The following is a 17,934-nucleotide window of genomic DNA, read 5'->3' as shown; positions in this document are numbered from 1 at the left end:
GGGCCGGGTCAGCGGAGACGGGCGGCGAAGCCGTCCAGGATGGCCGCCAGGCCGAAGGCGAAGGTGTCGTCCGGAGCGGCGGCGTACCCGGTGCCGGCGGTGGTGCCGAGGCGGGACCGGACGTGCGGGAAGTCCCGGCCGATGGACTGCGCCTCGGCGACGGCCTCGCCGAGGGCCGCCGGGGACAGCCGGCGGGTCAGGGAGACCTGCGCGGCCGGACCCAGGGAACTGCCCAGGACGTAGACGAAGACGGTGGCGGCGGCGCGGTCGGCGTCGGCGGGGGAGAAGCCGGCCCGCTCGTAGACGGCGAGGGTGCGGTCGTCGAAGCGCGTCTTGCCGGGTCCGTAGATCAGGTGGCTGCCGATGGCCTGGCCCAGCCAGGGATGGCGGGTGCACATGTCGTGCATGCCGGTGGCCAGCGACTCGGCGGCGGTCCGCCAGCCGACGGCGGCGGGGTCGGGCAGGGCGATCTCGGTCCAGACCGCGTCGGCGGCCAGCCGGACCAGATCGTCCTTGGTCTTGATGTGCCAGTAGATGGCTGTCGCCGCCGAGGTGAGGCGCTGGCCGAGGCTGCGCATGTTGAGCCCGTCGAGACCCTGCTCGTCCAGCAGGTCGATGGCGGCTCGGAGGATCTGCTCGGGCGTCAGGGTGTTCCGGGGCATGCCGGAATCGTACTTGAACTTTGTTCAAGCGCCGCGGTAACTTGAACTTAGTTCAAGTCGATCGGAGGAACCCATGTTCCAGCAGAAGCTGACCGAGATCGCACAGAAGCACGAGATCCCCGGGATGGCCGCCGGCATCCTGATGGGCGACCAGATCGTGTACGCGTCACACGGCGTCACCAACCTGGGCAACCCGCAGCCGGTCGACGAGCACACCCTGTTCCACCTGGCCTCGATCACCAAGACGTTCACCGCCACCGCGCTGGTCCGGCTCGCCGCCGCCGGCCGGCTCGACCTGTCCGCGCCGGTCCGCCGCTACGTGCCGGAGCTGCGGCTCGCCGACCCGGGCAGCACCGCGGAGATCACCGTGGGCCAGCTGCTCAACCACACCGCGGGCCTGGAGTGGAACCTGATCGACGGGGAGCAGGCCACGCTCGACGGGTTCGCCGCCGAGCTGGACCGGCTGCCGATCATCGCGCCGCCGGGCACCCGGGCGTCGTACAGTCAGGCCGGCTACAACCTGGCCGGGCTGGTGATCGAGAAGGTGACCGGGCAGCCGTACGAAAAGGTCGTCGCGGACCTCGCGCTGCGGCCGGCCGGCCTGGAGCGGACCTGTTTCGGTCTCGACGAGGTCGTCCGGCACCGGTTCGCGATCGGGCACACCGCCGACGGCGACGGTGTCCCGCGGCCGGCCACGCCGTGGGCGGCGTGGCCGGCCGGCATGCGCGCCAACAACCCCGGCGGCGGCATCGCGTCCAGCGTGAGCGACCTGCTGCGCTGGGCCCGGCACCACCTCGGCTCGGCGGACCTGCACGCCATGACCGAGCCGACGGTGCCGCTGCGGGCCAGCACGCTCGGTGACGCCTTCGGGATCTGCTGGTTCCTGCGCGACGTCGGCGGCGTCCGCACCATCGGGCACGGCGGGTCCGGAAACGGTCAGTTCGCCGAGCTGCTCATCGTGCCCAGTCGCGACTTCGCTGTGGTCAGCCTGGCCAACGCCGGGCCGGCCGGATATCCGGCGAACCAGGAGGTGGTCGGCTGGGCTCTGGCGGACCGGCTCGGGTTGCGCGAGCGGGAGGTCCGACCGCTGGCGTACGACGAGAGCCGCGCTCGCGAGATCGCCGGGCGCTACGAGTTGGACGCCATGGACCTGGAGATCGCCACCGACGGCGCCGGGCTGACCCTGGCCGTGGGGATCAAGCCGGCGATCCGGCGGGCGTCCGAGGCGGACATGCCGCCGGACTACCCCGCCGCCACGCTCGGTCTGCTCCCCGACGACGAGTACGTGATCACCGACGGCGGGCTGGCCGGGCAGCGCGGCTACGTCACCCGTGACGCGGCCGGCGCGGTGATCGGCGCCGACCTGGCCGGGCGCCTGTTCCGGCGGATCCGCTGAGTCGCCGGGTGCCGATCACCATACGTCGCCCTCGCGCCAGTCGCAGATCAGCAGCGCGGCCTCGTTGAGCGTCGCGCCGCCGGCCACCGGGCGGACCAGGGTGCTGTCGTCGTCCTCCGCGGTGCGCATCACCCCGGCCGGCGCGAGCACGGCGGTGCCGCCGGGCCAGCGCCGCCAGCCGCGACCCAGGTAGAGCTTGAGGGCCTCGTCGGAGGCGGACAGGGCACCGAGGGCGTACCCGTTGTCGATGATCCGCTCGGCCTCGGCCATCAGCGCGGCGCCGAACCCGCGTCGCTGGTGCGCCGGGTGCACGGCGACCGCCTCGACATAACCGCACCGGTACGACCGGCCCTGGTGCAGCACGCGGCGCTGCACCACGGCGCCGTGCGCGATCATCGTGCCGTCCACCGTGATCAGGACGTGCAGCCCGCCGAGCGAGTGGTCCCAGTCCTGGTCGTCGAAATCGCCGTCGAAGGCGTCGTCCAGCAGCGCGCGGATCCGGGTGTGATCACTCGCGGTCAGGTCCGCGCTGGCCATGGTGCGCACAACAGTCATGCCGCATGATCGCAGGAACCGGCCGGAATTCCGGCGAGCGCCACGATACTGCGGCGACGGCCGAACTGTCGCCCCTCTACGGTGGCGTCCATGTCCGTCTCCGCTGTCCCTCAGAACCGTGTCCGCCCCGCCCTGCCGGTGGTCGCCGCGGTCGTGGTCACCGTCACCGCCTGGGCCTCCGCCTTCGTGGCGATCCGCGCCGTGCACGCCCACTTCGCGGCCGGCCCGCTCGCCCTGGGCCGGCTGGTCACCGGCGCGGTGGCGCTGACCGTGGCGCTGCTCGCCACCCGTACCTGGGTCAGGCCGACCGCCCGGGAGTGGGCCCTGGTGGCCGGCTGCGGTGTCGTCTGGTTCGGCCTCTACAACGTCGCGCTGAACGCCGCCGAGCAACGCCTGGACGCAGGCACCTCGGCCATGCTCGTCAACGTCGGGCCGATCCTGATCGCGCTGCTGGCCGGCGCGTTCCTCGGTGAGGGCTTCCCGCGCGGCCTGCTGCTCGGTGCCGGGGTGGCGTTCGGCGGGGTGTTGCTGATCGGCTTCGCCGGGCGCGGGGGCGCCGCCGCCGACCCGGTCGGGGTGGCCCTCTGCCTGCTGTCCGCGGCGGGCTGGGCGGTCGGCGTGACGCTGCAGAAGCCGGCGCTGCGGCGGCTGCCGGCCCTGCAGGTCACCCAGATGGCCTGCGTGGTCGGCATGCTCACGACGCTGCCGTTCGCCGGCGGTCTCGCGCACGACCTGCGCTCGGCGACGGCCGGGTCGATCGCCGGGGTGCTCTACCTCGGGCTGGTGCCGACCGCGCTGGCGTTCGGCACCTGGGCGTACGCGCTGTCCCGGATGAACGCCGGGCGCCTCGGGGTGACGACCTACCTGGTGCCGCCGCTGACGATTCTGCTGGCGTGGCCGCTGCTGTCCGAGACGCCGCACGTGCTGGCGCTGGTGGGCGGGGCGATAGCGCTGGCCGGGGTGGCGCTGGCCCGCCGCCGCTGACGCCCGGCACCCTGTCACGCGCTTCGACCAGCGGGATCAGCGGGTAAGCGCCGTGACAGGTCGGTGTCAGGCCAGGCGACCAGGGTGGACGCATGGCAAACGACATCGCTCTCAGCGAACCGGACAAGCGCACGCTGCAGGTCGCCGCGTACGGCGCCATCACGCTGCTGTCGGCCGCCGGTGCGGCCGGCGGCTCACCGCACCGGATCGCGGCCGATGGCAGCATCGCGCTGGGCGCGGCCACCGGCATGGTCGGGCACGTGCTCGCCGGCTGTCCCCGAGGCACGGCGGTCACCGGCAAATCCGTCGCCGAGGTCGCCGACAGCGTGCTTCCGGCCCTGACGGCGGCCATCACCCTGCTCAAGAAGCAGGTTCCGGAAGAGGCCGACAACTTCCGCGGCACCGTTCTCACCGCGATCCGATCCGCCAGCCGGCAGAGCCGGCCCAGCCCCGTCGTCGCGGACATGATCCAGAAGATCACCGAGGCCCTCGACGCCGCCTGACGGCATGCTGCCGCGGCGAAGGTGACGCCCGGCGGGTTGACGCCGATTCGTTCTCGTTTCCGTTCCGGGCGCCCCGGCGGCACCCGCACCTGACTGCCCGGTCCCGCCGCATCAGTGCGCAGCCTGCCCACGCGGGGTCCGGAGACCCCGTACCGAAGCAAGAAGGCGATGAGGAGGAACATTCTCATGTCGAACAGAGAGTTCACTGACGGTTCCGAGTGGACCGGCATGCTGCCGGTCGAGGACACGGCGCTCGCTGTCACCGACACCGGTGGCGGCGGACTGCCCGTGGTCTACCTCAACGGCCAGTTCGCCACGCAGGGCTACTGGCGCAGGACCATCGCCGAACTCGGCCCCGGCTTCCGGCACATCACCTACGACGAGCGGGCTCGCGGCAAGTCGAAGATGTCGGCGGATTACTCCTTCGCTGCCGCCCTTCGCGACGTCGATCTCGTCCTCGCGGCCCGGGGCGTGGACCGGGCCGTGGTGGTGGGCTGGTCCTACGGGGCCTTCGTGGCCGCGCACTGGGCCAGCCGGAATCCGGATCGTGCCCTCGGTGCGGTCCTGATCGAGGGCGCGGAACCGTACGACTGGCTCGACGCCGCGATGGAGCGGCGGATCCGCAAGCTGTTCAAGCGGATCCGCTGGCTCACGGCGCTGCTGCGTCCGACGGGCCTGACCCCGAGGATGACCGCCGCACAGCAGGCAGAGATCAACATCGAGGTCGGCCGGCTTTCCCGCGAGCGGGAGCTGGCCCCGGTGCTGGACGACATCAGCGTCCCGACGCGGTACGTCATCGCGTCCGGCAGGTCGTTCGGCAGCAAGGGCGACGAGCAGGAACGTATCCGCGCCAGCCTCGGTGCGGTGACCGCCCGCAACCCGAACATCGAGATCAGCGCCAAGGTCTCCAGCAACCACGGCGCGATCCTCAAGAAGGACGCCCCGGCCGTTGCCAAGGCCGTCCGCGAGGTCGCCGGGCTCGCCCGCCACCGGCGGTGAGGCGCCGCCCGCAACGATGCGCGCGGTCGCCTCCGGCCGGCCGCGCCGACGTCGCCGCCCTGCTGGAAAGGCAGGGGGCCACGGCACCGGCCGCCGAAGGGCGCGGTGCCGGGGCCTCGGGTCAGGTCTCGCTGCCGTTGACGTGGAAGGCCGCACCGGTCGCCACTTCCAGCGCCTCGTCCCGGCTCAACGCCTGCCCGTCGGCGAGCGCTGCCGTGTACCGCGCCGGCCCGATCAGCTCCCGGGTGGCCCGTACGACACGGTCGGTGTCGGCGTTGCCGGCGAGGCGTGCTCCGTGTACGGCGCGGGCGGCACCGAGCAGCAGCGCCGCACGGATCCCGTCGCCTTCGAGCAGGGCGACACCGGCCAGACCAGTGACCGCGTCCGCGGCGAGCAGGTAGTTGCCCTGATCGACCGCCTCATCGAGAAGGACGCGGTGGAGCCGGGCCGCCTCTTCGGGGCGATCGGTGGACCAGGCGATCCACCCGAGCCCGCGCAGAGCTTTGAGGCGCGCGGGGCGCGCCGCGTCACCGCCCACGGCGGCGATCGCGCGTTCGTACCTGCGGGCGGCTTCGGTCCGGTCACCCTGGTGCCGGGCGACGTCCCCGAAGCCCTGGTGGAGTTCCGCGAGCACTTCGGGGCGGCCGGTGCGGGCGGCGGTCTCGCCGGCGCGTTCCAGATCCGCGCGAGCTCCGGACAGGTCCCCGGCGAACATGCGGACCTTGGCACGGCGGCAGAGCAGGTCGGTGAGCGCCTCGGCGGAGCGGAGCTGGTCGGCGAGGTCGACCGCCTGACTCTGCAGGGAGATGGTGCGGGCCCAGTCCCCGCGCCAGGCGGCCAGCTCGGCCAGTGAGTCGAGGGCGTTGGTGGTGCCCCAGCGCTCACCGATGGCCCGGAACCGCTCCAGCGCCAGCAGCAGCGCCGCCTCGGCCTCGGCGGCCTCCCCGCGGACGAGGTGCCGGTTGCCGCGGTGCAGGTGCGCGGTGGCCTGCGACCACGCGTCCGCCGCGGCCGGCCGATCCGGCGCGGGGCAGAGCACCGCCGTCGCCGGCCAGCGGGGCGGATCACTCGCGGTCCGACCCGTCGCGTACGCCAGCAGGCTCGATGCGCCCGCGTCCGGGTCGACGACGGAGATCGCCGTGGCCGCGCACAGGCCGTACTCCTCCGCCAGGTCATCCGGTGGCGCTCCGTCCAGCTGGGACAACAGCTCCATGGACAACGCCGCGCCTTCGCGGCGCAGCCCGCGCAGGTGCCAGTACCAGGACATCGCCGCGGCCATCCGCAGTGCCAGCCGCGGATCGGTGCAGATCGCCCAGCGCAGCGCGGCCCGCAGGTCGTCGTTCTCAGCGGCCAGCCGGTCCAGCCACTCCAGCTGCCGAGAGCCGCGCAGGTGCGGGTCGGCAGACGCGGTGAGTCCCCAGAAGTACTCGGCATGCGTCCGGCGCACCTCAGGCTCCTCACCGGACTCGGCCAGGCGTTCGGCGCCGAAGGCGCGGATCGTCTGCAGCATCCGGTATCGGCCACCGGCATGGTCGACGAAAGACTTCTCGGTGAGTCCGGCGAGCAGATCGTGCAGCTCCGGCTCGGGCAGACCGCACACCGCGGTGGCCGCGGCGACGGTGGCACCGCCCGCGAACACGGTCAACCGCCGGGCGAGGGTCCGTTCGGCCGGGCTGAGCAGCTCCCAGCTCCACTCGACCGCCGCCCGCAGTGTCTGGTGCCGGTGCTCGGCGGCCCGGTTGCCGCGGGACAGCAGACGGAAGCGGTCAGAAAGCCCCGCGGCGATCTCCGCGGGGACGAGCGAACGTAGCCGCGCCGCGGCGAGTTCGATCGCCAGCGGGAGCCCGTCGAGTTCGGTGCAGATCTTCGCGATGTCGTCGATGCCGTCGGCGTCCAGGCGGAAGCCCGGCCGCACCCCGCGCGCGCGATCGGCGAACAGGCGTACCGCGGGAGCGTCCAGCCGCTCCGGCAAGGGCGCGTCCACCCCGGCGACGGCGAGCTGCCCGAGCGGGACGAGCGTCTCCCCGGTGATCCCCAGCGACTCGCGGCTCGTGGCGAGGATCCGCAGCCCGGGGCACGCCCCCAACAACCGTTGGGCGAGCCGGGCGGTGTCCTCGACGACGTGCTCGCAGTTGTCCAGAATGATCAGGATCCGCCGGTCGGCGAGTGCGGTGACCAGGTGCGACTCGGCAGCGGGCGGCCCGGCGGCGGTGGACAGCAGAACGGGGTCGTTCAGGCCGAGCGCCGCGGTGATGGTCTGGGCGAGAAGCCGGGCATCGGTCAGAGGCGCGAGTTCGGTGAAGGCGTGCTCGCCGTCCATCGCGCCCGCCGCCTCGATCGCCAGCCGGGTCTTGCCCGTGCCGCCGGGGCCGGTGAGGGTCACGAGCCGTTCGCCCGCGAGTAGCTCGGTCAGCCGGGCGAGTTCCTCGTCGCGGCCGACGAAGCTGGTCAGCTGGGCGGGCACCCGCCGTGGTCCCGGCGACGGACGGTCACGGAGGATGGCCAGGTGTGCGGCGGCGAGCTCGGGCGAGGGGTCGGCGCCGAGGTCGGCGGCGAGTGAGCGGCGGATGCGTTCGTAGAGCTCGAGCGCCTGCGCCTGCTGTCCGGAGGCGTAGAGGGCACGCATCAGCAGCGCGCCGGCCCGTTCGCGGAGGGGGTGCGCCGTCACCAGCGCTGACAGGTCGGCCACGGCGGTGACGGTGTCGCCGACGGCGAGTGCCGCCTCGGCGTGATCCTCGACCGCGGCCAGGCGAAGCTGGGCGAGGCGGGAGACGTGCGCGCTCAGCAAGGGGACATCGGGCAGATCGGGCGACTCCCGTCCGCGCCACAGCTGGATGGCCCGTGACAGCAGGCGTTCGGCGGTGGCGGGATCGGCCGCCAGGATCCGGCGTCCGTCAGCGGCGAGACGGCTGAACAGGTGGGCGTCGACCGCGTCCGGGTCTACGGCGAGGCGGTATCCGGACGCGCCGACTCGATCGTGGCCCCGGTGCCGCGCACCAGGCGACGCAGCCGGGACATCTGCCCGTGCAGGGCGTTGGCCGCATCAGCCAGCGGGCCATCCGCATACAAACCCTCGAGCAGGCGATCGGTGCTGACGGTGCGTCCGCCCTCGAGCAACAGCAGCGCGAGAATCGCCTGACGTTTCGCGCCGGCGACGGCCACGGCGGTGCCATCGGGGTGACGAATCTCGACGGAACCCAGGATGCTGAACAACATGCCGGGGAGATGCGCGGTCATCGTCTCCAGCCTGGATCCTCAGCAGTCGGGCGGCTCCCATCGTAGAGTCCGGATCGGACGTCTCGAAGCACGCCCTGCCGTGCGGGAGCCACCCGGGGTGGGCCGCCGGCAGGACGGCGACAGGCCTGGACACCGGCCCGGAGCCGGGCCGGGCTCGCGGTTGCGCATCAGGCGACGAGGCTGCCCAGCGGGTCCGCGGTACCGGTGGCGAGAATCTCCTGGAACTGGTCCACCAGGTGGCGAGCGGTGGACGCCTCGAAGAGATCGGTGCTGTATTCGAGCCGCCCGGAGTAACCGGTGCCGGTCCGGGTGAGGGAGAGCGACATGTCCACCTTGGTCGTCGCGGTGTCGCCGAACCCCGAGGTCACCGCGCAGCCGGGCAGCGTGAGACCGCCGGGCGCGCTGCCCTGATAGGTGATCATGAGCTGGAACACCGGGTGGATCCCGGCGGTCCGGGGCGGGCTCAGCTCGGCGACCACGCTGTCGAACGGCGCGTTCCGGTGGGCGATCGCGGCCCGGCTCTCGTCGCGCGCCCGGCACACCAGGTCCCGGAAGCAGGTGGCGTCAGCGGCCGCCAGCCGGATCACGACGGAATTGACGAACATGCCGATCAGGTGCTGGTGGCTCTCCCGTTCGCGGGCGGTCACCGGCATGCCGATCACCGCGTCCCGGCCGCCGTTGCGGGCGTGGATCAGCGCCGCGAACGCCGCGAGCAGCACCGCGAACGGGGTCGCCCGGCACTCGCCGGCCAGGTGGTCCACCCGGTCGGACACCGGCTTCGCGACGGTGAACGGCACGTTCGCGCCGTCGCCGCTGAGCGGGCCGGACGGCCGGTCGGCCGGGATCGTCGACAGCGCCGGGAGGTCGCCGAGACGCCGCCGCCAGTACCCGAGCGCGGCGCGCACGGCGGGGCTGTCCTGCTGCTCGGCCTGCCACTCGGCGAAGTCCGCGTACTGCTCGGGCAGGGCACGCAGCCGCGGCGCCGTACCGGTGACCAGCGACCGGTACGCGGCGGACAACTCGTCGCCGAGGATCTGCAGGGACCAGCCGTCACACGCGATGTGGTGCAGGGTGAGGCACAGCCAGTGCCGGCCCGGCCCGGTGCGCAGCAACAGCTGACGCACGACCGGGCCGGTGCTCAGGTCGAACGGCACCCGGGCCTCGGCGTCCGCCAGCCGCGCCGCCTCGGCCTCCGGATCCCGGTGCGCCGTGAGGTCGACGATCGGCAGCCGCACCGGCTCCGCCGGCAGGACCACCTGCCGGACCGCGCGACCCCGCCGGCGATAGACCGTCCGCAGCACCTCGTGCCGCCCGATCACCTCGCCGATCGACAGTGCCAGGGCATCGGTGTCCAGCTCGCCGTCGATGCGGTGGACGATCGGGACGGCGTAGGTCGGCTGCCCCGGGTCCAGCCGATCGAGGATCCACAGGCCCTGCTGGGGATAGGAGACCGGATGGTCATCGACCACCGGACACCTCGGCCGCCAGCCGCTCGACCGTCGGCTCGTACAGGAACGTGCCGAGCGCGACGTACGTGTCGAACTGGTCGTTGACCCGGGACAGCAGCCGCATCGCCAGCAACGAGTGACCACCGAGCGCGAAGAAGTCGTCGGTCACGCCCACCGAGGTCAGCCCGAGCATCTCCGCGGTGATCGCCGCGAGCGACTCCTCGAGCTCGGTGCGCGGCGGCACCGCCGTCTCCTCGGCCAGGTCCGCCGGGGTCTCCGGCAGCCGCGACTTGTCGATCTTCCCGTGCGCCGACAGGGCGAGCCGCTCGGAGAAGACGAACAGGGCCGGGACCATCCACTCGGGCAGCCGCCCGGCGAGGAACTGGCGGAGCTCGGTGGCGGTCAGCTCGGGCGACGCCGGGACGACGTGGGCGACCAGCCGCCGGTCGCCCTCGGCCCGCTCGGCGACGACGGCGACCTGCCGGACCTGCGAGTGCGCGCTCAGCGCCGCCTCCACCTCGCCGGGCTCGACCCGGTACCCCCGGATCTTGACCTGGTCGTCGATCCGGCCCAGGAACTGCAGCAGGCCGTCCGGGCCGGTACGGACCAGGTCACCGGTCCGGTACATCAGGGCGTCGTCCCGGGTGCCGAACGGGTCGGGCAGGAACCGTTCCCGGGTCTGCTCCGGCTGGCCGGCGTAACCGCGCGCCACCCCGGTCCCGCCGACGAAGAGCTCGCCGGTCTCGCCCGGCTGCACCGGCTTGCGGTCCGCGTCCAGCACGTAGCACGAGGTGTTGGCGATCGGACCGCCGATCGGGATCGACGTGGCGCCGGCGGGAACCGTCTCGACCACGGCGTACGTCGCCCACGCGGTGGTCTCGGTCGGGCCGTAGACGTTGAGCAGGCGGCCCGGGCGGTGCCGCGGGTCCTCGACCAGCCGCCGGGCGTGTGCCACGTTCAACACGTCGCCGCCGACCAGCACGTTGCGCAGACCGGCGAAGGTGTCCGGCTGATCCGCCATGATCTCCGCGAACAGGGCGGTGGCCAGCACCGTCGTTGTGACCCGGTGCCGGGCCAGCGCCCGTTTGAACGCGCCCGGGCTCAGCACCGCGGCGGTCGGGATGACGCACAGCGTGCCGCCGTTCAGCAGCGCGCCCCAGATCTCGAAGGTGAACGCGTCGAACGACGGGTTCGCCACCTGGGCGATCCGCTCGTCCGGCCCGAGGCTGATGTAGTCCGGGTCGCGGACCAGGCGCAGCACCGACCGGTGCTCGACCATCACGCCCTTGGGCCGTCCGGTGGAGCCGGAGGTGAACAGCACGTACGCCAGCGCCCGCGAGCCGGCCGGCGGGGCGAGCCGCTCGACGGTCAGGGCCGGGTCGGCCGCCTGCTCGATCAGTTCCGGGGTCACCAGCACGGACACCTCGGCCTCGGCCGCGATGGTGCGCTGCCGGTCGGCCGGGTACGCCACGCTGATCGGGACATAGGCGGCGCCCGCCTTCAGCGTCGCCAGGATCGCCGTGATCATCTCGTGCCCGCGCTCCAGGACGATGCCGACCCGCGACTCGGCGCCGGCACCACGCCGGCGCAGCAGGGTGGCCAGCCGGTCCGCCCGCTCGTCCAGCTCCCGATAGGTCAGCGAGTGGCCGCCGTCGACGACGGCGAGGGCGTCCGGGCGATCGCGCACCTGCTCCGCGAAGGCCGCGGTGATCGTGGCGTCGTCCGGGAACGAGGTGACCGGGCCGTGCAGGATGCTCATCGCGTTCCTCCCGTCGTGCTGCCGGCCGCCCGCTCCGCGAGGAGCTGTGCCTGGGCGAGCACCGTCGCGTGCTGGAAAAGGTCGGTGACCCGGAGGTCGGCCCCGGTCCGCTCGGCCAGGTCCTCGGCGAGCACCACCAGCAGCAGCGAGTTGCCGCCGGCGTCGAAGAAGCCCTGGTCCAGCGGCACGGCGTTCCGGTGGACGGCCAGCGCCTCGGCCCACGCGTCCCGGACCGTGACGATCAGCTCGGATCTGTCGGTCATCTCAGCTCGCTCTCTCGATCAGCGTGGACAGCCGGGCCTGCGGATCGGCGACCACGGCGGTGAGCAACCTGTCGTAGCGGTCCGCCATCCGGGCGATGGTCGCGGCGTCGAACAGGTCGGTGTCGTACTCCCAGATGAGCTCCACCTCGCCGGGCACCGCGCGGCCGGGCTGCCCGGCCGCCTGTTCCGCCTCGGGGATCGCGATGACGCTCAGGTCGAACTTGGCGGTGTGGTTGGACATACCGACGGTCACCTCGGCCCGCAGGTCCGGCATCTCCACGGTGCGCAGCGGCGAGTCGTGGAACGAGAACGCGACGTCGCTGAGCAGCTGGCGGCCCGGTTGCCGCCGGGGCCGTAGCGCCGCCACTACCTGGTCGAACGGCACGTCCTGATGCTCCAGCGCGCCGAACGTGGTGTCCCGGACGCGACGCAGCAGCTCGGGGAACGCGGGATCGGCCCGCAGGTCGGTCCGCAGCGCGACGGTGTTGACGATCATGCCGAGCATCCGTTCGGTCTCCGGCGCGTGGCGTGCGGCGACCCCGGAGGCGACACAGAAGTCCTCCTTGCCCGACCAGTCCCGCAGGAGCACGGCGTAGGCGGCGAGCATCACCACGAACAGCGAGACCCGCTCGCGCCGGGCCAGCTCGCGCAACCGGTCGGCCAGCTCCGCCCGGACCACGAACCGGGGTGCGGCACCGGCGAACCGGCGGGCCGGCGTCCGGGGGTGGTCGGTGGGCAGGTCGACCAGGTGCGGGACGCCGTCGAGCCGGCGGCGCCAGTAGTCGAGCTGCCGCTGGGCGGACGGGCCGCGGACCCAGTCCTGCTGCCAGGCCGCGAAGTCGGCGAACTGCAGCTCGGGTTCGCTCAGCGGGGACGGTTGCCCGCTCGCGTACGCCCGGTACAGCTCGCTCAGCTCCGCCAGGAAGACGTTGAACCCCCAGCCGTCGTGGATCAGGTGGTGTTCCAGGTGCAGCAGCACGTGCCGGTCGTCGGCCAGGCGCACCAGGCGCCAGCGGATCAGCGGCAACCGGTCCACCGGGATGTCGACGTCCACCGCCTCGTCCAGCGCCCGGCGGGCCGCCCGCTCCGAGTCCGGCTGCTCGCTGACGTCGTCGAGGGGCAGGTCCACCGGGAACGGCGGGTGCACGATCTGCCGGGGACCGTCGCGGCTGTCGGCGAACGTGGTGCGGAAGATCTCGTGCCGGCGGACGACCTCGGTGAGCGCCTCCCGCAGGGCGCCGGTGTCGAGCTTCCCGGTCAGCGCGATCGTCGCCTGGAACTGGTAGGCGCGGATGTCCGGATGCAGCCGCAGGATGAACCACAGGCGTTCCTGCGAGCACGACAGCGGCAGGTGCCCGTCGCGCGGCCTACGCGTCACACGGTGTCGCATGTCCACCCTCCGTGAGGTTCGGCGCCAGTCCGGCCAGGTCGATCTCCAGCCCCGACGCCCAGAGCTGCCCGGCGGCGGCGAGCAGCACCTCGTCCTCGGTGCGGGTCTCGAACTGGCCGGGAAGGGTCTGCACGACAGGGGTCCGCGCCGTCGCCGGGCGACCCGGGTGCTGCTGCGCGAGCCGGGCCAGAGTCTGCCCCGGGCCGAGCTCGACCAGCAGCGGATCGGGCAGCCGCCAGAGGCCGGCCACCACGTCGGTGAAGCGGACCGTCTCGCACAGGTGCCGGGCCCAGTACCCGGGATCGGCTGCCTCGGCGTCCCGCAGCCACGTCCCGGTCACGGTGGACAGGATCGGCAGGCGGGGTGCGCGTAACGGGACCGTCTCCAGGAGCTCGTGCAACGGCTGGACCAGCGGCGCCATCATCGCCGAGTGGAACGCGTGCGAGGTCGCCGTCCGCCGGCAGGCCCAGCCCCGCGCGGTGCACTCGACAGCCAGGCCCTCGATCGCCTCGGCGATTCCGGAGAGCACACACTGCTCCGGTCCGTTGATCGCGGCGAACGACACCCCGTCGGGCAGCCACGGGCGCAGCGACTCGGGTCCGGTGTTGACGACGAGCATCGCGCCGCGCGGCAGCCGGTCGATCAGGCGGGCGCGGCGGGCGACGACGCGCAGCGCGTCCTCGACCGGCAGCACGCCCGCGAGGCAGCCGGCGACGTACTCGCCGAGGCTGTAGCCGGCCAGGACGGTGGGCCGGGCACCCCGTTCGATCAGGGCCCGGGCCAGGGCGTACTGCAGAGCGAACAGCAGCGGCTGGGCCGCCGCCGTCTCGTGGATCGGCTGGGTCGTCGCCCGCCGGTCGAAGAGGGCGGCCAGGTCCGGGCCGGTGCCGGGGGACTCGGCGGGTGCCAGCAGCGGCCGCAGGTCCAGGTCCTCCTCGGCGGCGAGCAGGTCGAGGCAGCGGTCCAGCTCCCGGCGCATGACCGGCAGGCCGCGGTGCAGCCGCCCGCCGAGGCCCGGGTACTGGTCGCCGACGCCGGAGAACAGGAACGCGGTGTTCGCCGGCCGGCCGGGCCCGGCGGTGAAGACCCGCCGGGGATCGCGTTTGCGCAGCCAGCGTGCGGCGTCCCGGGGGGTGCTGGCGGCGACCGCGCGGCGTGCGGGCTGGTCGGTGGTACCGGTGTCCGGCACCACGGGCAACCCGGCGAACGCCGTCGCGTCCAGGGCCGCCACCCACTCGGCCAGCTCATCGGTGTCGCGTTCCAGCGCCTCGGCGGTCGGCGCGGTGAGGGTCAGCAGGCGGGCGCCGGTCACTGTCGCACCACCGCCGGCCAGCCCGCCGGGTCCACCCCGTGCCGGCAGAGGAACGCGTAGGTGAGCCGTTCCAGCCCGAAGCCCGCGCAGCTGGTGAACGCGGGCTCGCCGGCGTCCGTGCGGATGCCGAACGCGGTCGCGAAATGCTGGTCGTGCAGGTTGAACGAGCCGACCGCGACATCCCGGGAGTCGTCCAGCGGCAGTCGCAGCTCGTACTTGGCCTCGATCAGGCGTTGCGACCAGTTGGGGGCGGCACCGTTGAGGAAGAACGGATCGTTGGCCACCTCGCACCGGCCACCCAGGCCGAGCGAGTCGAGCAGGGCGTACGCGCGATCCATCAGCCGGGCGCGGGCGTCCAGGACGAAGTCGCGCGAGCCGAGGAAGACCACCTCGCGGATGGTGAAGTCCCACAGCCGCTCCAGGGAGCGGCGGTACCGGCTCTCGAAGCGGAACGACTTGCCGCGGGCGGTCACCGTGGTCGACGGCGACGGCAACGCCCGCTCCGCGTACTGCTGGTAGGTGTGGAAGCACATGGTGGGCGGGAGGCAGTAGTCGATACCGCCGCTGTGCGTACGCCACGCCTCGGAGAGGTCGCCGTCGGTGCCCAGCGCGTCGAGGAACCCGCGGTAGGCGTCGGCGTCGTCGTGCAGCCGGGACACCGACATGACCAGCTGCGGGAAGGAGTTGAGGTATCCGGTGCGGCGCAGCACGTCCGAGCGGATCAGGGTCGGGTAGCGGAGGTCCCGGGCCGCGAACTCCGCCGTCACCAGCGCCAGGATCAGGGCGTCGAGGCGGTCCATCAGCGACAGGAACGGCTCACCGACGGCGATCTGGCCCTCGCCGGTCTCGAACGCGACGCCGTCGGCCACCAACGTGTCGAACACGTCCCGGACCGGGCCGGTGCCCTCGCTCCGCCAGATCACCCGCGGCGGCAGGTGCCGCTGCTCCGCCACGTCGGTGCCGAGCACGCGGTTGAGCTTGCGGCCCAGTTCCGCGGTGTCGCCGGGGTCAGCGGTACGCGTGGTCACGTCCACCGCCGTGACCTGCCCGCCGGACCGGACCAGGGTGAAGCCGGTGATCGCCGCGGAGACGAAGTAGACCCGCTTGGCGACCTCGTCGGCGAGCGCCTCGGGGATCGGCGTGGTCAGCATGATCCTGGTCATCGCGAACCGCTGCCGTGCAGGGCGCCGGGCACGCCGAGGAGTTCGGCCAGCACGCCACGCTGCACCGCGTTCGTGCCGCCGTAGATCGGGCCACCGAGCGCGTCGCGCAGCTCCCGCTCGAACCCGTCGCCCGCGAGGTAGCCGCGGGCGCCGTGGATGGTCATCGCGCCCTGGGCGGTCTGCACCAGGCTGTCGCTCACGAAGACCTTCGCCATGGTGGTCTCCAGCAGCGCCAGCCGGCCCTCCCGCTTCAGCCACCCGACCTTGTAGAGCAGCGTCCGGGCCAGCTCCAGCCGGATCTTCATGTCCGCCACCTGGTGGGAGACCGCCTGGAAGCCGCCGATGGCCTGGCCGAACTGGTGCCGGGACCGGGCGTGCCGGATCGAGGCCTCCAGCAGGCGTTCCATCGCGCCCACCTGCGGGGCGAACATGAACGCGCGCTCCCAGTCGATGGTCGAGGCGAACACGCGGTAGCCGGCCCCCTCGGCGCCCAGCAGGTTGGCGGCGGGCACCGGGGTGCCGTCGAACGACACCTCGCCCATCGGCGCGGTGCGCAGGCCCATCTTGGGCAGCTCGCGCCGGACGGCGACGCCGGGCATGTCGCTGGTGACGATGAACGCGGACAGGTGGTTCTGCCCGGCCGTCCGCTCCCCGGTGCGGGCCATCACGACGAAGACGTCGGCGACCGGACCGTTGCTGACGAAGCACTTGCTGCCGTCCAGCCGGTAGCCGTCCCCGTCGCGTTTCGCGGTGGTGGCGACCGCCAGGACGTCCGATCCAGCCTGCTCCTCGGAGAGCGCGTGCGCGCCGATCAGGGAGCCGGCGGCGAGCGGGCGCAGGTATTGCTCCTTCTGCTCCGGCGTGCCGTGCAGCATCAGGTAGATCGCGCAACCCCAGAGGTGGTTGTTGACCGCGAACACCAGGCCGTTGTCGCGGCAGCCGTAGCCGAGCGCCTCCAGCGCCACGACGGTGGTCAGCGGATCGAAACCGGAACCGCCGTACTCCTGGGGGATCGGCCAGCCGAGGACGCCGAACTCCGCGCACCGGCGCCAGTCCGCCCAGGGGAAGCGCCCGGCCTGGTCGTCGTCGGCGACCTGCTGACCGAGTTCCGCCCGGGCGAAGGCGACGATGTCGGCACGGAGCCGGCGCTGCTCGGGACTGAGCTCAAAGTCCACGCGCCACCGCCGGGCCGGCCTGCTTGCGCGCCACGAAGTCGGCGATCGACGAGACCGTGGCGAAGGTGGTGATGACGAGCTCGTGACTCTCCACCCGTACGTCGAACGTCTGCTCCAGCCACAGCACCAGCTGCACCGCGAACAGCGAGTTCACCAGTCCACTGGCGAACAGGTCATCGTCGTCGTCCACGTCGGCGCCCGGCGCCTGGGTGGCGACGAACTCCCGGACGCGGCCTCGCAACTCGTCACTCATTGACGTACCCCCTCCGACGCGTACGGATAGAAGCCCTGGTTGGTCTTGCGCCCGCAGCGCCCGGCCTCGACCATCCGGCGCAGCAGCGGGTTCGGCACGTACTTGAGCTCGCCGAAGTCGGCGTACAGCACCTCGAGGGAGAGCAGCACGGTGTCCAGCCCGATCAGGTCCGCCGTCTCCAGCGGGCCCATCGAGTGCGCGAAGCACTCCTTGAAGAGCCGGTCGACGTCGGCCGGGGTGGAGACGCCCTCGTGCACCAGCGCGATCGCCTCGTTGATGGTGATCATCAGAACCCGGTTGGTGACGAAGCCGGGCGAGTCACCCACCAGCACGTGCCGCCGGCCGGCGTCGTCCAGCACGGCCTTGGTCCGCTCCACCGTCTCCGGCGAGGTGCGCAGGCCGCGGATCACCTCGACCGTGGGCTTGAGATGGGCGGGGTTCATGAAGTGCGTGCCGATCACCTGCTCCGGCCGCTCGGTCGCGGCCGCCACCCGGGTGATCGGGATGGCCGACGTGTTGACGCCGAAGACGGTGTCCGGGGAGCACACCGCGTCGAGCTCCGCGTAGAGCGGCTGCTTGACCGTCCACCGTTCGGTGACGTTCTCGACGACGAGCTCCGCGTCGCTCAGCGACTTGAGGTCGGTGGTGAAGGTGATCCGACCCAGCACCTCACCGGCCGGTGGCGGCGTGCTGCCGGGACGGACCAGTGCCGCCAGCCGGGCGAACGTCGCGATGCTCGCGCGGGCGTCGTCGAGGATCTGTTCGCTGAGGTCCACGAGCACGACCTCGTGCCCGTGCGAGGCGAAGAGCTGTGTCACGCCCCTGCCCATGGTCC

General features: G+C 72.8%; 17 protein-coding genes. 4 read left to right on the top strand and 13 right to left on the bottom strand.

The features are described 5' to 3' along the window. Window positions 1-8 precede the first annotated feature (8 nt). Complete coding sequence (locus Actob_RS32245; RefSeq protein ID WP_284915628.1) at window positions 9-662, bottom strand: TetR/AcrR family transcriptional regulator; 654 nt, start codon at window positions 660-662, stop codon at window positions 9-11. A gap of 73 nt (window positions 663-735) precedes the next feature. Here Actob_RS32245 and Actob_RS32240 point away from each other — a divergent pair, with 73 nt between their 5' ends. Continuing rightward, a complete protein-coding gene (locus Actob_RS32240; RefSeq protein ID WP_284915627.1) occupies window positions 736-2,058 on the top strand; it encodes a serine hydrolase domain-containing protein in 1,323 nt (440 codons plus the stop codon). A gap of 15 nt (window positions 2,059-2,073) precedes the next feature. Here Actob_RS32240 and Actob_RS32235 read toward each other — a convergent pair whose 3' ends face one another. Continuing rightward, window positions 2,074-2,613, bottom strand: a complete 540-nt coding sequence (locus Actob_RS32235; RefSeq protein WP_284915626.1) for a GNAT family N-acetyltransferase — start codon at window positions 2,611-2,613, stop codon at window positions 2,074-2,076. 90 nt (window positions 2,614-2,703) lie between these two features. On the opposite strand from Actob_RS32235, the gene Actob_RS32230 reads away from it, so the two are divergent. From Actob_RS32230 to Actob_RS32220, 3 genes are all read left to right on the top strand, one after another. Further along, window positions 2,704-3,597 (top strand): DMT family transporter, encoded by an 894-nt coding sequence (locus tag Actob_RS32230; RefSeq protein ID WP_284915625.1) that lies wholly within the window; start codon window positions 2,704-2,706, stop codon window positions 3,595-3,597. Window positions 3,598-3,689: 92 nt separating this feature from the next. Continuing rightward, the gene (locus tag Actob_RS32225; RefSeq protein WP_284915624.1) at window positions 3,690-4,100 is read left to right on the top strand and encodes a hypothetical protein; all 411 of its coding nucleotides are present in this window, start codon (window positions 3,690-3,692) and stop codon (window positions 4,098-4,100) included. A gap of 186 nt (window positions 4,101-4,286) precedes the next feature. Then, complete coding sequence (locus Actob_RS32220; RefSeq protein WP_284915623.1) at window positions 4,287-5,099, top strand: alpha/beta fold hydrolase; 813 nt, start codon at window positions 4,287-4,289, stop codon at window positions 5,097-5,099. A 121-nt stretch (window positions 5,100-5,220) separates the two neighbouring features. On the opposite strand, the gene Actob_RS32215 is transcribed toward Actob_RS32220, so the two are convergent. The 11 genes from Actob_RS32215 to Actob_RS32165 form a co-directional block, all read right to left on the bottom strand. Then, window positions 5,221-8,016, bottom strand: a complete 2,796-nt coding sequence (locus tag Actob_RS32215) for an ATP-binding protein (RefSeq protein ID WP_284922414.1) — start codon at window positions 8,014-8,016, stop codon at window positions 5,221-5,223. 23 nt (window positions 8,017-8,039) lie between these two features. Beyond that, window positions 8,040-8,336 (bottom strand): AfsR/SARP family transcriptional regulator, encoded by a 297-nt coding sequence (locus Actob_RS32210; RefSeq protein WP_284915622.1) that lies wholly within the window; start codon window positions 8,334-8,336, stop codon window positions 8,040-8,042. A gap of 167 nt (window positions 8,337-8,503) precedes the next feature. After that, entirely contained in the window at window positions 8,504-9,805 is a 1,302-nt protein-coding gene (locus Actob_RS32205; protein ID WP_284915621.1) for a condensation domain-containing protein, read from the bottom strand. Next, window positions 9,795-11,543, bottom strand: coding sequence for a non-ribosomal peptide synthetase (locus Actob_RS32200; protein WP_284915620.1), 1,749 nt, complete (start codon window positions 11,541-11,543; stop codon window positions 9,795-9,797). Before Actob_RS32200 ends, Actob_RS32205 begins: the two co-directional genes overlap by 11 nt. After that, window positions 11,540-11,806, bottom strand: coding sequence for an acyl carrier protein (locus Actob_RS32195; protein ID WP_284915619.1), 267 nt, complete (start codon window positions 11,804-11,806; stop codon window positions 11,540-11,542). The genes Actob_RS32200 and Actob_RS32195 overlap by 4 nt, the downstream gene beginning before the upstream one ends. Before the next feature lies 1 nt (window position 11,807). Next, a complete protein-coding gene (locus Actob_RS32190; protein ID WP_284915618.1) occupies window positions 11,808-13,196 on the bottom strand; it encodes a condensation domain-containing protein in 1,389 nt (462 codons plus the stop codon). Next, on the bottom strand, window positions 13,174-14,508 hold the full coding sequence (locus tag Actob_RS32185) for an acyltransferase domain-containing protein (RefSeq protein ID WP_284915617.1): 1,335 nt from the start codon (window positions 14,506-14,508) through the stop codon (window positions 13,174-13,176). The genes Actob_RS32190 and Actob_RS32185 overlap by 23 nt, the downstream gene beginning before the upstream one ends. After that, window positions 14,505-15,671, bottom strand: coding sequence for a class-II aminoacyl-tRNA synthetase family protein (locus Actob_RS32180; RefSeq protein WP_284915616.1), 1,167 nt, complete (start codon window positions 15,669-15,671; stop codon window positions 14,505-14,507). The genes Actob_RS32185 and Actob_RS32180 overlap by 4 nt, the downstream gene beginning before the upstream one ends. After that, window positions 15,668-16,846, bottom strand: coding sequence for an acyl-CoA dehydrogenase family protein (locus Actob_RS32175; RefSeq protein ID WP_284915615.1), 1,179 nt, complete (start codon window positions 16,844-16,846; stop codon window positions 15,668-15,670). Before Actob_RS32175 ends, Actob_RS32180 begins: the two co-directional genes overlap by 4 nt. Next, window positions 16,836-17,099 (bottom strand): phosphopantetheine-binding protein, encoded by a 264-nt coding sequence (locus Actob_RS32170; RefSeq protein ID WP_284915614.1) that lies wholly within the window; start codon window positions 17,097-17,099, stop codon window positions 16,836-16,838. Before Actob_RS32170 ends, Actob_RS32175 begins: the two co-directional genes overlap by 11 nt. Next, window positions 17,096-17,917: a 3-hydroxyacyl-CoA dehydrogenase family protein gene (locus tag Actob_RS32165; RefSeq protein WP_284915613.1), complete on the bottom strand. Its 822-nt coding sequence runs from the start codon at window positions 17,915-17,917 to the stop codon at window positions 17,096-17,098. Before Actob_RS32165 ends, Actob_RS32170 begins: the two co-directional genes overlap by 4 nt. Window positions 17,918-17,934: the final 17 nt, after the last annotated feature.

The organism is Actinoplanes oblitus (genome assembly GCF_030252345.1).
Taxonomy (GTDB): Bacteria; Actinomycetota; Actinomycetes; order Mycobacteriales; family Micromonosporaceae; genus Actinoplanes; species Actinoplanes oblitus.
The sequence above is the reverse complement of the archived record's forward strand: the minus strand, read 5'-3'. Positions and strand labels throughout refer to the sequence as shown.

Coding starts and splice junctions, on each gene's coding strand:
- Actob_RS32230 (WP_284915625.1), top strand. CDS start 2,704: ATGTCCGTCTCCGCTGTCCCTCAGAACCGTGTCCGCCCCGCCCTGCCG.
- Actob_RS32190 (WP_284915618.1), bottom strand. CDS start 13,196: ATGCGACACCGTGTGACGCGTAGGCCGCGCGACGGGCACCTGCCGCTG.
- Actob_RS32235 (WP_284915626.1), bottom strand. CDS start 2,613: ATGACTGTTGTGCGCACCATGGCCAGCGCGGACCTGACCGCGAGTGAT.
- Actob_RS32220 (WP_284915623.1), top strand. CDS start 4,287: ATGTCGAACAGAGAGTTCACTGACGGTTCCGAGTGGACCGGCATGCTG.
- Actob_RS32245 (WP_284915628.1), bottom strand. CDS start 662: ATGCCCCGGAACACCCTGACGCCCGAGCAGATCCTCCGAGCCGCCATC.
- Actob_RS32170 (WP_284915614.1), bottom strand. CDS start 17,099: ATGAGTGACGAGTTGCGAGGCCGCGTCCGGGAGTTCGTCGCCACCCAG.
- Actob_RS32180 (WP_284915616.1), bottom strand. CDS start 15,671: ATGACCAGGATCATGCTGACCACGCCGATCCCCGAGGCGCTCGCCGAC.
- Actob_RS32210 (WP_284915622.1), bottom strand. CDS start 8,336: ATGACCGCGCATCTCCCCGGCATGTTGTTCAGCATCCTGGGTTCCGTC.
- Actob_RS32200 (WP_284915620.1), bottom strand. CDS start 11,543: ATGAGCATCCTGCACGGCCCGGTCACCTCGTTCCCGGACGACGCCACG.
- Actob_RS32240 (WP_284915627.1), top strand. CDS start 736: ATGTTCCAGCAGAAGCTGACCGAGATCGCACAGAAGCACGAGATCCCC.
- Actob_RS32195 (WP_284915619.1), bottom strand. CDS start 11,806: ATGACCGACAGATCCGAGCTGATCGTCACGGTCCGGGACGCGTGGGCC.
- Actob_RS32225 (WP_284915624.1), top strand. CDS start 3,690: ATGGCAAACGACATCGCTCTCAGCGAACCGGACAAGCGCACGCTGCAG.